The organism is Coleofasciculus sp. LEGE 07092 (assembly GCF_015207375.1).
Taxonomy (GTDB): domain Bacteria; phylum Cyanobacteriota; class Cyanobacteriia; order Cyanobacteriales; family Coleofasciculaceae; genus LEGE-07092.
Map to the genome: position 1 here is coordinate 1 of NZ_JADEWY010000084.1, position 14,636 is coordinate 14,636.

Here is a 14,636-nt window from a genome sequence, read left to right on the forward strand (position 1 = left end):
TTCCAACACAACTGCACCCCTGCACCCCTGCTTCCCCATCCCAACTAGATGGAAGAGACGGTTCAGTCAACTACTAGAACAAATTAAACAATCTGAATATTGTAAAAAAGCTCCCTAAGGGACTTACTGCCGTACCCAGAGTATCCGTGAAGCTGGTCAGTCCGGAGCGCCGAACAATGATCACGTCATTCGGACGCAGGGGAGGATTGCTTTGGTCATTGACTCCTGCTGTAAAGTCTACATTCACCTCCCGTTTTGTCACCGTGCCGTTAGGATTCAGACGCACTAACTCTACCGAACTTTTACGAGCACGGCGGTTGTCAAATCCTCCAGCAGCTAAAAGCGCTTGATTCAAAGGGGAGTTGGCTGGTACTTGGACAGTACCAGGTTTCTCGACTTCTCCCACCACATTGACACTGATAATCGCGGCTGAGAAGCTAGCAGATGCTAATTCAGTTGCTTCTTCGGCAGTGATTTCCGTTGCTTCGGGGACAACGATAGTATCTCCCTCCTGCAAAATCACATCTTGAGAAAGGTCTCCCTCCTGCAACAGCGTCCACAGATTCACCTGAAGGACTTGCTCGTCACCGTCTCGGGTGGTGCGTCGCACCTCAACTCGGCGAATATCTGCTGATTGTTTAATACCCCCAGCCACTTGGATGGCTTGAGTCACTGTGGGGGGTTCTCGGTTGTCGCCCCCTTCACGGGCACGATCAGCAGTGGAGGCACCTGCTGTTGATGCTGCCACCGTATAGGGTCCTGGACGCACTACCTCCCCCACCACCGCAACTTTAATGGGTTCGCTAGCATCTGGAGCAAAGCTAGCGTTTGCAAGTTGACGGCTTTCGATGGGGTTAATGGCAGTTGTCGTAGGCAGAAATATTTCGTCTCCATCCCTCAAGGTGACATCTTGATTGAGATTACTACTGTTCAACAAGTCCCAGAGATTAACTCTAAAGGGTGGTTTCCCACGACGGCGGACTTCCACATTTCGGACATCTGCCGAACGGGTAATGCCTTCAGCCAATTCAATCGCTTGAGTCACCGTCGGAAATTGCTGACCATCGGTTAGGGGGATGCTGTAAGAACCGGGACGCTTCACTTCCCCACCCACTGAAATCCTCAGGGGACGAGCAGAAAGGAGGCTGAGGGTAACGATTGGACGTTTGACATAGCGAGCGTATCGCTGGGAAATCACGGCGCTGGCTCTTTCGATTGTTAGTCCCTGCACAGAAACACTGCCAACAACGGGCAAGTTGAGTATGCCATTAGCCAGAACTTGAAATTCACCACTGTATTCTGGGACATCAAAGATATCCATGCGGACGCGATCGCCTGAGCCGAGGGTATAGGCTTCCTCAAGTGGTATGGTATTGACTCGTTCCGGCGGGACATCGGGAAGAGTGGGGAGTTGCGCCATTCCTGGCACAGGTGCGGCAGCAACGAATAAGGCGAACAATGCAGCACCTGCGACGGGTTGAGTTAGATATTTTCTGAAACTGCTATTTCTCATCCTCTTGCGATGAAACGTTTCAATACGTTTTGTGGCGATTCTTTGAGTAGTATCCATTACAGACCGATTTGGCTCTCTCTAATACAAAGTCACGTTATCTTTGAAGCTAGTCGGGACGAAAAAGTTCATTTTTATGGAGTTTCTTATTCTGTTATAGCTAAACTCGTGCATTATGCATCGTGGGTTCGGGAAAGTCCACCACTCGATCGGCAAATCCCACCCCAATGTCACAGCGCCTTTCTCCAAGTACGGATAAATGTTTCCGTTTTTGAGGGGTAGCGATATAGTCATCTCTCTTGGGTTCAGATCCCCGACTTCTTGAAGAAGTCAGGGATCTGCCTTTACCGTGTTCTAGTTCCTTTGTGGTTAAAGAGAAGGGAGATACCTGATAACGCCCTAGTAGCATCAGGAATTCTACTCGTGAGATTCCGGCTAATTGAGCAGCACGTCCTGATGAAAGTTTTCCCAGTTCAAATCTGTTTGAATGATAAAACTCCAACTATCTTGCTGTCACATTGTCATTCCGCCCGGAGTTTAAACTCCGGGCTAATAGATCAAGTCCACTCAAGTGGACTGAAAGCGTTACCCAGTCCTCTTTAGAGGACTTTTGCTATTAGCCAGGGAATTGATTCCCTGGCTGATTGCCTACAATGACCTTAACTAGGATAGCGATCGCACTTTTTGCTGGTAGATGAGGAGTCATGAGTGTTAATGAAACCGATGATTTGACAGAACTGAGACTCTGGTTGGTGCGTTTGGTCGTTGGATTTATTGCTTTGGGATTATTAGTGGTTTTGCCCTATCTTTGGTGGCTGAATGTCACCCCAATTGATCATGTCACCCCAATTGATCAGCAAGAAGCAATTCTTGGAGTCAAAGATTTTTTCGAGCTTCGGAACCAGGCAATCAAATCTGTTATTGCATCTATTCAAAATTTCGCCACAGTTTTTGGTGGCATAGCTATTCTTTTTAATGTCTACTATGGAGCCAAGCGAGCTAAAGCTCTTGAGAAGAATGCCATCGCTGCAACAGAAAACGCGATCGCTGCAACCAAAAATGCCGAGGTAGCAGAACAGGGGCAAATCACAGAACGCTTTACTAAGGCAATTGAACAGCTTGGCTCGGATAATATTTCAATCCGTTTAGGTGGAATTTATGCTCTAGAACGAATTGCCAAAGATTCGGTAAGAGATCACTGGACAATTATGGAGGTATTATCGGCTTTTGTGCGAGAAAAGGCTTCTTTAAAGGAAGATTTGGAGGCAAAAAAGGCTGAGGGTGAACAGCAACCACAAAAACTTTGCACTGATATTCAAGCAGCCCTTACCGTTATCGGACAGCGAGACCCAGAGAAAGACCCACAAAATAAGAAGCTTGATTTAAGTAATACTGACATTCGAGGAGCAAATCTCAGGGAAGGCAAGTTGCAAGGTGTAAATCTCAGGAAAGCCAACCTGCAAGGTGTAAACTTTGATCACGCCAATCTGCAAGGGGCAATTTTGAAAAAAGCCAATTTAAAAGAGGCAAGTTTTTATAACACCAACCTGCAAGGAGCAGACCTAACAAAAGCTAACCTGCAAGAGGCAAACTTCATGGAAGCTAATCTGCAAGGAGCAATTCTCTCAAACGCCACTATGCAGAAGGCAAAGCTCTGGGGAACGAAGCTACAGGGTGCATCCCTTACCATAGCTAATCTCGAAGAAGCAGACCTTTATCAAGCAGATCTCAAGGGAGCAAACCTACAAGGGGCAAATTTTATGGGAGCTAAACTTCAGGAGGTAAACTTTGCTGAATCTAACCTACAAGGAACAAAACTTCAAGGAGCAGACCTTACGAATGCCAAAAACCTCAATTCACAGGAAATTTCGTCAGCATACGGAGATAGCAGAACCATTCTACCGGAAGATGTTGTAAGACCAGCCCATTGGAAGTAAACCCGATGGATGACAGGAGAGGAGCTTTCATCCCTTCCCTAATCGCCCTCAGATTGCGATCGCGGCGGTGCCAAATCATCAGGTAAGTCATCGATACTCCAGCACAATACTCGACAAAGTGCTTTTACCTGTGGCAGCGTGAGCCTAGCTCCTCTATACCTTCCTGTTTCCCAGTTGCTAACTGTCTGCACTGACACATCGACAGCCCCAGCAATATCTCTTTGAGTTAGATCTAACTCTTCTCTGCGCTTCTTTAATGGTGACTCCTGCTCTAACTCTTGTTTTTCCGTCATTTTAGCATTTCATAAGTTTCTTATATAAGCTGCTTGACATAAAAGCTATAAGCTGCTTATAGTTGAATTGCATAACTACAAGGTCGGGTAACTCAAAAGTTGCCATACAGCTCGTTAGTTACCTTTCAATTAGGTTCTTTGCTTTATGGTGATTATTAGCTCATCAAGGGTGCAGTTCAACACATCCATCAGGAGCTTAGTTTGCTCGAACGTCAGCTTAGGCTCAACTGAACCCTTTTCCCAAATGGAGATTGTCTTTTGCGTCACTCCGATGGCACTGGCAAGTTCTTGCTGAGTTAAGCCAGCTCGCTGCCGCAGCTTCGTTAGAGTTAGTTCATCATTTTCTCCAGCCATTATACTTGAAGGTATATCCCTCGGAGCTATATACTGAGCGGTATAAGAAAAACACAGAAAGGCGGAAAATCACTAAGCCGTTTTTTAAGCTAGGAACTTGTTTACCTATGCTTAAATTTCTGCTTTGATGTCCTCTCTTTCCTCAGTGTCTTATATTAAGCTGTCACACAACCAAGAACTAGCCAGTAACCGAGGGTTGCTTCCTTTACCGTGGTGCATCATCCGCCCCCTTCCCAACCTGCAAACCGCCATCATCCTTCGCTGTCGTCGCCGCAGTGATGCCGAAGCCTACCTCCGCATCTTCCGAGCCAATAATCCTACAAATGGCTACCAAATCATGTTCGACATTACCCCAGAACCCATTCCAAACACCATCTAGATCCGGCAAACCTAACCCCCCCGACCCCCCTTCCCTGCATTAGCCTAGCGGCACGAAGTGCGGGAAGGGGGAAGAATAACTCCCCTCTCCTTGCAGGAGAGGGGCTGGGGGAGAGGTCATCGAAAATCTCAACTCTAAAACCCTATGACCCCTCTATTCCGCCGCCTCCAACCCGCCCAAAAATTCCGCATCACCCTCACCAGCATCGCCCAACTCCTGAAAATTCCCAAACACCAGATAGTTCGCGTTGAATCCTGGGCGTATGTCGTCTTCGTCCACCGCCGCGACAAAGGCGGACAATTCGTCAGTTATCGAAAATTACAACAGTGGTTCAACGCCATTGCCTACCAAATTCAAAACTGCACCACCTGCCAACAACTCCGGCAACTGTGGTTTGCTATTGAACGTGATAGCGAAGCGCTGACTTCGGCGTGAGCGCTCAGTCGAACGCTGCGAAGCGCAGATCGCACAAAACACAACAAGCAGTACAACGATACATCTCCCTCATTTTTACGCCAACTTTGGACAAAATGCTGGAATACCCTTAGAAATTTAGAAGTTCAGAAGCTCAGGAGTTTTTAAACGTCTAAACTCCTACATTCTTATTCTGCAAAAAGATTGAATCCATTTAAACAAGTGGTGGGCTGAGATTTTTGAAATTTATTTCCAAGCTATACAAGCCAGTAACATTTAGCTTACGTCAAATGACGATTAAAGATAGTACCAAGACTTTTAGAAAGCAAATTACAATGATAGTAAAATATTTAATTGTCTGCAATCGACAGTAACTATCGTGGCTCAGGTTGTTCTCGAAAAGATTTATAAAAGCTTTCCGAATCGCAAGGGAGAGCGGACTGCCGCCCCTGTAACGACGGAACCGCTGCTGACACCCGTGGATGAAGCTCCCTTGGTGGCAGTTGATCAGTCTCCTCAGCCACCTGAAACGGTCAATATCTTACGGCGCATCAACCTGAGAGTTAATGATGGGGAGTTTATGGTGTTGGTGGGACCATCGGGCTGTGGCAAAAGTACCCTGCTGCGAATCATTGCCGGATTAGAGGAGTTGACGGGCGGCAAAATTTGGGTGGGCGATCGCTTGGTGAATGACTTGCCACCCAAAGAACGAGATATTGCTATGGTGTTTCAAAACTACGCCCTCTACCCCCACCTCACGGTTTATGACAACATTGCCTTTGGACTACGGCGTACAAAGTTGGGAAATCAGCAATGGAGAGTGGGAACTAGCAAAGAACAACCCCCAAACTCACTACCCCCTTGGCTGGAAAATGCTGTAGTGGGAATGACGCGATCGCTTCCCAAAGGACTACGCTATTCATCGGATAAAGAGAAAGCTGTAGATGAACAAGTCCGTTACGTGGCAAACTTGTTACAAATTGAGCCATTGCTCAACCGATTGCCCAAACAACTTTCTGGTGGACAAAAGCAGCGCGTAGCCCTGGGACGGGCAATTGCCCGCAATCCCCAAGTTTTCTTAATGGATGAACCCCTCTCTAACTTAGATGCCAAACTCCGTGCTGAAACCCGCAGTCAGATTGTCAAACTACAGCGGCAATTGGGAACAACGACGATCTACGTTACCCACGACCAAACCGAAGCGATGACGATGGGCGATCGCATCGCCGTCATGAATCTCGGTCAAATCCAACAAATTGCCCCACCCTTAGAACTTTATAACTACCCCGCTAATCAGTTTGTCGCCGGATTCATTGGTTCGCCACCGATGAACTTTCTCCCCATTCAAATTAAAGCACCTCTACTGATTCAGCATTCCCAGTTTCGCCTAACTCTCCCAGAAGAGTGGAAACCCTTTCTAAAAAACTATGACGAGCGATCGCTAATTTTAGGAATTCGCCCAGAACACCTCAACCTCAGCGTTCCCGCCACCAAAAACTTAGCCGTACAAGTTGAACTGGTAGAAGCCCTCGGCAACGACACCTATTTATCAGTAACACTGGATAACGAATCCACCTTACAAGTGAGAATTGCCTCCGATCAAGTTGTCAAAGTTGGGGAGCAAGTTTGGCTGTCAATCGTGGTCGAAAAAATCCATCTCTTTGATCCTCAAACAGGCAAAACCATTCGTTGAAGTACGATATATCGTACCCTGACTAGATGGGCTTTCTATGCGTAAGTCCTGAGAACTGATTTACACCATTTAGCAGATGTTAAGTCAGACATTGATCATTAATATGGTTGCCACAGTAAGCGAGAGAATTTTGTATTTCTCCCCCGTATCATTACTTGCAGTTACCCATTGCCATTATGAGGCAGCTTGACTCTCCCAAACAGTCCCAAGAGAATCCTACCCCTGAGAAGACGGATGCCGTCACCTCTCGTGTTTCATATTGGCTAATCCGTTTAGTCTATCCCCTAGGGCGTCACCTTGTCCTGCCGTTTTACTTTGGCAAGATTGAGGTGAAAGGACAGGAGCATTTACCGAAGGACGGTGCTGTTATTCTCGCGCCTACTCATCGTTCTCGTTGGGATGCGCTGGTTTTACCCTATGCAGCAGGTCGCCATGCTATCGGACGAGATTTACACGTTATGATTTCAGCCGATGAAATGAAAGGACTGCAAGGCTGGTTTCTCAGCCACTTGGGTGGTTTTCCGGTCAATCCGAGGCATCCGGGAATTTCCAGTCTGCGTCATGGGATAAAATTACTTGAGCAGGGAGAAGTACTGGTTATCTTTCCCGAAGGTAATATTTTTCGTACCGAAGAAGCGCATCCGTTCGAGCCAGGTCTTGGACGTATAGCTCTACACGCAGAATCTAACCAGCCCGGTTTGGGTATCAAAATTGTACCAATTAGCATCCGTTATAGTGATGCCGTTCCCCACTGGGGTACTGATATTGAAGTTTGCATTAGGTCTCCTTTACAAGTAGAAGATTATTGTAAAAAACCTGCAAAACCTTGTGCAGAAGAATTAATGGCAGATTTGAGAAAGGTTCTTCAATAGCTTCATTCCATCTATAAAGGGGGTTCGTGAACTATTTGCCCATTTTTTTCAGGTTCTATTGAGTTGTTTTCTGCCAGAACCTGGACGACTCCCTGTATTTTGTGCAGTTTTTCATCTAGCTCGACGGGTATACCCTTTATGAAGGTTGTGTAAAGAGCAGCACTTGGTTTTGTAAAGATTCGATGAAGATGAGACGTGACTGAAATAAGTTATGGAAAAAGGTGTAGGCTTTGGCTTAGAAAAAGGTAACGGAGAGGACAAATTGTGCATCAACCCACCTCATCCTCAACGAATTCCCCCTCGTTAGAAATTCCTGGCTCCCGCCAGTTTAATTCCTGGCGACATTGTTGATGAGAAAAAAATCAACAGCACTATTTTCTTGTGCCTCAGTCTCGATTTGACGAGATTGATTTAAGGCTAAAAAGGCTGGAGAATTTAAACTAATCATTGTGTAAACACAAAAAATTAGTTCCCACCATCTTTCAATATGTTGGAAATTGGTGAAACGGTAATCTGTCCAGCCCAGTTCCTGCTTACACTGTCGAAAACCATATTCTACCCAAGTTCTTAATCCATACAGGTCACCTAAAATCTTCTTCAGGTTCCCTTGAAGATTGGTCATTACGAAAGAACTAGAATTCTCCGGCATCGTTTCTGGGTCTGTCGTTATTTTCCAGTAAGTTATGGCTCTTTTTTTACCATAAATTATTTCTCTGATGTATCTAGTTTCTGATTTATGATTGCTAAATGTTCTTTCAACACCGAGCGAGGTCGAGGTGTTAAAACTGAGCGGAGTCGAAGTTTCAAATTTACACCATTTATTCGCCCTAACCCTATGACCTGCTTGCAGCCAGACTCCATGATTATTTCTTATTGCTACGACATAATCTAATTTATATTCAGCTAGTTTTCTAATAAATTGGCTACTTTCACCATATAAACTGTCAGCTAGTACTAATTTAATAGCAATACCTGATTCAATTAATTCAGCAATAATTTCTGATGCTAATTCTATGTTTTTTTATAGTTATCTTCTGCTTTTAGCCTTCCTTTCGGTTTGAAGACTTTTACACTTAGTGAAAAAATTATATTAGAGTAAACTCCATAGGCATTGACTGACACTATTCCATTATCCACTTTCCCCACACTTCCTAGATATTGTCTTGCTACATAATCCGTCTTTTCCCCTTTTTTCATATCTCCTGTTTCATCTATTACTACTGTAATCGCCTTTCCCTTTAGTGCCTTCAAAAGTTTATTTAATCTTCGTTCTTTTACTTTATCTACTGACCACTCTGAATTCGCTAAAGAATAATGACACGTCTCTCTACCTTAAGGAGCCTTACACGTTCCAGATGCAACCGTTGTTCCCGACCAGAATGTGACATCATTGGTAGAGATAGTATTGCTAGGAAGTGTTCCTTCTTCAACCTGTATGGAACCTCCAAAACTGTCATCTAACAATAAAAAACCGATTTTATTATTGCTAGGTTGTAGACAAATAGTGGCATCCGGAGCGAATGTAAACGCTTCCAAGTCACTGAAGCCACCTTCTGTCAAGGTATTGGATTGAATAACAGCCAAAATCCCTGCCGCTTGATTACTCGTTAAAGAAACGCCTGTAAAAACATTGTTAGTAATTAGATTCGAGTCGCTTAAAAATCGAAGTATTGCTCCATCATTAGCGTTAACAAAAACTCCGTAAGTCTCATTTATGACAATCGAATTGTTAGAGAGATTGACTTCCCATTGAGCCTGATCCGAGAGTTGAACGAACACGCCATCGTCCAGATTTTCAGTAATGGTGTTATCTGTTAAATTGACGCTTCCAAGGGTTTGGTCATTCAAGGTTAATCCAACACCTTTAAATTGATTATTGGAGATGGTGTTACCTATTAGATTGAACGTTCCAGAGGCTTCCTGAGAAACTAAAAGAGCAACTCCACCCATTTGGTTTTCAGCGATCGCATTATTGGTCAGATTGATAGTACCCAATGCTGTTGCCTCTAAATCAATACTCAACCCATTCAACTGATTGTTAGAGATTGTATTGTCCGCAAGGTTAAAAATTCCAGAGGTATTATCAAATAGTTTAATATCCAAACCGTCAGCAAGTCCGCCGCTACTGCGATTGTTCACAATTGTGTTGTTAATGAGGTCGAAGGTGCCAGAAGCATTATTGCGGAGTTCGAGATTCACTCCATCTCCGTCAGGTGCTGAAGAACCATTATCAGTAATGGTAGTCCCAACCAGCCTTAACTCAACTTGCCCTAGATTATTGCTAAGGTTGAAACCCTCCCCACCAGAATTACGGATGGTATTGTCTATTAACGTGATTTGCCCCGTGACATTGTTCAGGGCGATGCCTTCGGCAGCAGCATTAGCGATCGCATTTTCTCGAATAATGATAGTGCTAATATCACGTCCAGTAATGCCAGCTCCAGGAATTCCATTAAGGGCAAACCCAGACAGTGTGGTATCGTTGCCCATTGTCACTGTACCTGTCACTTCAGGTAACACCCCAGCTCCCGATAGCGGCAGTTGAATAAGACTAAGTTCCTCGGTATTAATTTGCTGCACAGGTCCGGTAGATAATACCTGTACCCCGTCGGGAATCGCAAAAGCAGCAATGCCTGGATTAGTTCCCGGTTGCACATAGACAATATCATTGGGTTGTGCCACTGATAGTGCTTGCGCGACTGTACCTGTCGGATTTTCAAAGGTTCCGTCACCCATGCCAATGCCCAAATTAGTATGTCGGAATCGCCAAGGTTCACCCGTATCCGGATTCATTATCAAAACTGTTTCTTGCGTTGCCAACAACTCCGATTCAACTTGCTCATCTACTACTATTGTGAAATTGCGCTGAGGAGATTCAGCCAAACGTGCTAATACCTGCTCTTGTTTGTCAAGTCCTCTAGGGCGAGTGCCAGGAAAATTTGCGCCGATACTTAATACCACATTCGTGCCGAACCTATCGTCATTGGAGAGGGATAGCCCCAACCGTAGCATATCTGTGGGACGGGCTTCTAGGCGGGTGCGCCAGCCCACAACCCCATCACTATCTGGGGCATCGTAGTAGTACAACCCAGCATAGCCCCGTAGATCACCCGTTTGACCCAGGGAAGCTACTTTCACACCCGCCTCAATATCCACCCCAGCCATTGCTGCTTCATAGCGACGGTTAATCTGCTGCTGTTGATTTCTACTAACAGCCAAGAAATTGCCTTGAAAGAAGGGATCTGAAACCGAAAGACCTAGATTAGACGTTGTTTCTGATGCCTGCTGCCGGGTATCTCCCACAGGAACGTAAGCGTTACCCCGAACATCCCAAAATTCTCCCAAGCTTTCAAATCCTGCACCAATTTGATTAAAACTGCTGTCTTCTGTGCTACGGTACTCGTAGGCAATGTAACCCCCAAGAACACGGTTAGCGTTGGCATCATATATGCGATGCCCCATAATAATATTGCCGCCCACATTAGCATCTTCAGTTGACAGGAGCAGCCGTCCTTCTAAAAAGGTGAGGTTACTGCCAGGAGTTTGCCATAGCGGTAAAAACCCTTCAATACCCCCAAAGGAGCTAGAATAGCCCACGCCAGGACCCGTAGAGAAATTTGCGCCAACGCGAGGGGAAACTCTAATTGGCAGATTTTCAGCCGTTAATGGGGTTTGGGTTTCGGGTTCTGGGTTTGCCGTCGGGTCTAGTGAGCTGGCTTTAGCTTCGGTATGGGGTAGGGGTTCAATAGTGGCTAGGATATCGGGTTCGGGAAAAGAGGTAAGAGTATGTTCGGATTCTATTGTTTCTGAAGAGAGCCTTGTTTCAGGTTTGATGCTCCCAGCCAAAACGCTAGTCTCGCTCCAGGTATGGGACGTTGGCTCATGTTTGGTAAGAGTATGCGAGGTACTAGGGAGGGTTGCATCTTCTGCTGTAAATACGTCAGGCGTTACTTCATTACCAGTCTGAGCAACAGCAGTTGAAGTTATTGAAGTTAGGGTTCCCAACAGTGACCAACTTATATAGAGGCACTGAGTCAACTTGTTTTCAGGCATAGTTATTTCAACTAGAGTGAGTCTCATTGTCGGTACGTCCTAGCCAAGGAGTGAAAGACGGGAGTGCGATCGCTTTTGGCACTACCGGGTTGGGCAATCACTCTTTCACTCCTATCCTAGAACGGCTGATTTAACCTCTTACCAGAAAAAATGGGACGTTTGAAAGCGCCCGTTTTTTAAGCTGGAGAGTGTCAAATCGTCACGAATGTATCAGCAGATTGAGCCATCAACAACGAGACATCGACTCCTTCTAACCGTGCCAGTAGCTCATTTTGGGTTGTATCCACTATCCAAGCTTGGCTGCCTCTTTGGGTTATTGACAATTGTCCTAAGCTAAGACCATCTGATAAACCCAGTTTGTCCTCACCGATTTGAAAATCACGGATTAAGTCCCTGCCTTCTCCTGGTGTGAGGACAAAGGTATCACGACCGAGTCCACCGGTCAAAATGTCATTGCCCAGACCACCATCAAGCAAATCGTCGCCTGCACCCCCATAAAGCTGGTCATTGCCTGCGTTACCTAAGATCGAATCTGAACCTGTACCCCCGTAGAGTTGGTCATGACCTGTGCCACCATTGAGTTGATTGGTGCCTTCGTGACCCCAAAGGCGATCGTGTCCCGCATCACCATTGAGCTTGTCATTGCCCACGCCTCCAGCCAATAGATCTTGACCATCAAGACCATTGACTTGACTGCCTTGAGGTTTAGCAACCAATGTTTCAGAGAGGTTCGTGCCTTTAAGAGTATCAGTTTCTCGACTAGGAGTAGTGGGAGTGGTGGGGATTGTCTTGCCCTCTAAGATTTCCTTAGGGTCGATAATCTCGTTCTTAGGCGCTGTGTCGGTATAGCGTATGTAGCTGGCGTTGAGATTGAGTTGAGTTAAGTCGAAACCCTGCACCAGTGCCACCATTTTGTCTGATGCACTCTTCTCGGCAATTATTCCAATACCAGATATCCCATTCCAGGTAGTCGCACGCAAACTGTAATCAGACGCTTTGCCGTGCAGTTGGATGATATCTTCGGCGGGGTTGAAGTCCTTCAGCACAGCATGACCATAGTTGTCATTGTTGTTGCCTGGATTGTAGAAGATACTTTTCTTATCCCCTAACATAAATTGGTCTTTACCAGCTCCGCCGGTGAATTCATCGTAACCTTTGTCCCCGATGAAAATATCATCACCTGCCTCACCAAAGAGTTGGTCATCTAGTGAGCCACCACTGAGGACATCATTGCCGTTTCCCCCTTTAAGAAGGTCGTCGCCCTGTTCCCCCTGTAGGATATCATTGCCGTTACCTCCGTAGAGGCGGTCATTACTGTCACCCCCGTAGAGGCGATCATTACCCTCTTCACCCTGCAATATATCCTCTCCGTTACCCCCATAGAGGCGATCATTACCCGATCCCCCTTCTAAGATGTCATCACCATTACCACCATCAAGACCATCGTCTCCAGCACCACCCTTGAGGGTATCGTTGTCTGCTCCACCTAATACGTTGTCATCACCATCACCCCCTTCGAGGTTATCATTTCCGCGATACCCTTGAAGATAGTTGTTATCCTTAACACTCCAAAAATTGCCTTCCGTTCCCTCAACTAATTCAAGGTTAGTATCTTGAACTTTCGCAGGCTTCCCTACCTTGTTGTCGTCAAACGTGGAAGCTGTAACCGTGATGAGCATATCCTTATCATTGTAAAAGACTGCTCCACCTTCATTCCCCGCATAGTTATCATCAAAGGTGGTGTTATTGATGTTAAGTTCGGGGTTAGTTTCATAGGGGGTTGTGGTCGAAAAATACTGCCTGGTATGAATTGCACCACCTTTATCTGCTGCTTCGTTGTCAGAAAAGATGGTATTGGTAATGTTAACAGGTCTGAATCCTCCAACCTCTAAACCACCCCCCGTATCCTGCGACTTATTCTTGGTAAAGGTGTTGTTATCGATAGTCGCCTGACCAGCGACATAAAGACCGCCGCCATCGGCACTTCCACTTGCCGTTTTACGAACTTTGTTATTTTTAAAGGTGTTACCTTCAATAATGATGTTGTCTTTGGTATAAGTCCAAACTGAAAGTCCACCCCCTTGACCCGTAGAACGATTGCCCTCAAAGTAGCTGTTACGAATGATACTTTCACGTCCTACCTTATCCGCAGGTAATCCATTTTCTCCGTTGGGTCGGAGTTCGGGAATAGGGACACTTGCACCATCATTGTTCACTGCCCCGCCGAATCTCCGGCTTTCGTTATTAATGAACGTGGAGTCTTCTATGGTCAGTTTAGTGAATATAGCGGTAATCGCTCCACCAACATCTCCCTTATTATTGGTAAATTCACTGTCAAAGACAGTGAGTTGGCTTTTGTTAAAGACACTAATTGCACCACCAGCACTATCGTCACCACGTTTCGTAGCCTCGTTGCCATCAAATTGACTGTTAATCACAGTCACGTCAGCGCCTGCCTTTGCCCAAATAGCACTCCCAGCAGCAGCAACGTTGTTGTTGAACTTGCTATTCTCAACTCTGATTTTTGAGTTCGGGTCTAACACCCAAATTCCTGCCCCTGCATACTCGTGGAAGCCATCGGCAAGGGTCAGGTTCCGTAGTGTAAACTCTCTGCCATTCCCCGTTACCCGAATGATTATGTTTTTTTGATTTCCACTGAGGGTTAAGCCAGAAGCATTAGCGCCATCAATCGTCAAGTCTTTTTCAATTTCCAACCGACGTTTGAGGGTAATGGTCTTATTTGCCAAACTAGAGGCAAATTTAATCGTGTCCCCATTTTTTGCTTTTTCAACGACTTCTCTCAGAGAACCTGAAACCAGAGACTGTCCGTATCCATTGTCGTCGGTATTTCTAACTGTGAAAATCGCCATAAATCATCCTTTTGGTTAAGGTTGCTTTGCGGATTCCCCTAAGTTCTATCGCTACAAATTAACTGATTAAATCAGCCATTTTAGCTCGATGCAATTCTTTAATAATCTTCAAATACGGATGCTAATCCAGAAGATTTTTTACCTCACTCAAAATTTTAAAATCAGAGGTAATTTCTCATTCAGCATGGCTTGTGACAGAAATACTTGCCATCACTAAAAGTTACTAGAAAGGAAAATGAATTAACACAATTGCGGATGAAA

10 protein-coding genes and 2 pseudogenes are annotated in these 14,636 nt (G+C 45.5%); 5 read left to right on the top strand and 7 right to left on the bottom strand.

The window, feature by feature from the left end:
* Positions 1-73: 73 nt before the first annotated feature.
* Together IQ257_RS19235 and IQ257_RS31595 are read right to left on the bottom strand one after the other, a co-directional pair.
* Complete coding sequence (locus IQ257_RS19235) at positions 74-1,570, bottom strand: polysaccharide biosynthesis/export family protein (protein ID WP_228060839.1); 1,497 nt, start codon at positions 1,568-1,570, stop codon at positions 74-76.
* Positions 1,571-1,862: 292 nt separating this feature from the next.
* Positions 1,863-1,988: pseudogene (locus IQ257_RS31595) on the bottom strand (UPF0175 family protein); the annotation flags it as partial.
* A gap of 226 nt (positions 1,989-2,214) precedes the next feature.
* On the opposite strand from IQ257_RS31595, the gene IQ257_RS19245 reads away from it, so the two are divergent.
* Positions 2,215-3,447, top strand: coding sequence for a pentapeptide repeat-containing protein (locus IQ257_RS19245; protein ID WP_193875484.1), 1,233 nt, complete (start codon positions 2,215-2,217; stop codon positions 3,445-3,447).
* A 38-nt stretch (positions 3,448-3,485) separates the two neighbouring features.
* Here IQ257_RS19245 and IQ257_RS19250 read toward each other — a convergent pair whose 3' ends face one another.
* Both IQ257_RS19250 and IQ257_RS19255 read right to left on the bottom strand, forming a co-directional pair.
* The gene (locus tag IQ257_RS19250; RefSeq protein ID WP_193875482.1) at positions 3,486-3,740 is read right to left on the bottom strand and encodes a helix-turn-helix transcriptional regulator; all 255 of its coding nucleotides are present in this window, start codon (positions 3,738-3,740) and stop codon (positions 3,486-3,488) included.
* 129 nt (positions 3,741-3,869) lie between these two features.
* Positions 3,870-4,094, bottom strand: coding sequence for a helix-turn-helix transcriptional regulator (locus tag IQ257_RS19255; RefSeq protein WP_193875480.1), 225 nt, complete (start codon positions 4,092-4,094; stop codon positions 3,870-3,872).
* A gap of 127 nt (positions 4,095-4,221) precedes the next feature.
* Between IQ257_RS19255 and IQ257_RS19260 the strand changes: the two genes are divergently transcribed.
* The 4 genes from IQ257_RS19260 to IQ257_RS19275 all read left to right on the top strand — a co-directional run bounded on the left by IQ257_RS19260 (position 4,222) and on the right by IQ257_RS19275 (position 7,452).
* Positions 4,222-4,473 carry a hypothetical protein gene (locus tag IQ257_RS19260; RefSeq protein WP_228060841.1) on the top strand — a complete coding sequence of 84 codons (252 nt, stop codon included), beginning with the start codon at positions 4,222-4,224 and terminating at the stop codon, positions 4,471-4,473.
* 144 nt (positions 4,474-4,617) lie between these two features.
* A complete protein-coding gene (locus IQ257_RS19265; protein ID WP_228060842.1) occupies positions 4,618-4,908 on the top strand; it encodes a hypothetical protein in 291 nt (96 codons plus the stop codon).
* 358 nt (positions 4,909-5,266) lie between these two features.
* Positions 5,267-6,580 (top strand): ABC transporter ATP-binding protein, encoded by a 1,314-nt coding sequence (locus IQ257_RS19270; protein WP_193875478.1) that lies wholly within the window; start codon positions 5,267-5,269, stop codon positions 6,578-6,580.
* A 176-nt stretch (positions 6,581-6,756) separates the two neighbouring features.
* Positions 6,757-7,452, top strand: coding sequence for a lysophospholipid acyltransferase family protein (locus IQ257_RS19275; RefSeq protein ID WP_193875476.1), 696 nt, complete (start codon positions 6,757-6,759; stop codon positions 7,450-7,452).
* A gap of 320 nt (positions 7,453-7,772) precedes the next feature.
* Here the strand turns inward: IQ257_RS19275 and IQ257_RS19280 are convergent.
* From IQ257_RS19280 to IQ257_RS19290, 3 genes and pseudogenes are all read right to left on the bottom strand, one after another.
* A pseudogene (locus IQ257_RS19280) lies at positions 7,773-8,769 on the bottom strand (IS701 family transposase); the annotation flags it as partial.
* Positions 8,770-8,784: 15 nt separating this feature from the next.
* Positions 8,785-11,505 (bottom strand): right-handed parallel beta-helix repeat-containing protein, encoded by a 2,721-nt coding sequence (locus IQ257_RS19285; protein WP_193875474.1) that lies wholly within the window; start codon positions 11,503-11,505, stop codon positions 8,785-8,787.
* Positions 11,506-11,696: 191 nt separating this feature from the next.
* Positions 11,697-14,375 (bottom strand): calcium-binding protein, encoded by a 2,679-nt coding sequence (locus tag IQ257_RS19290; protein WP_193875472.1) that lies wholly within the window; start codon positions 14,373-14,375, stop codon positions 11,697-11,699.
* Between the last annotated feature and the right edge of the window lie 261 nt (positions 14,376-14,636).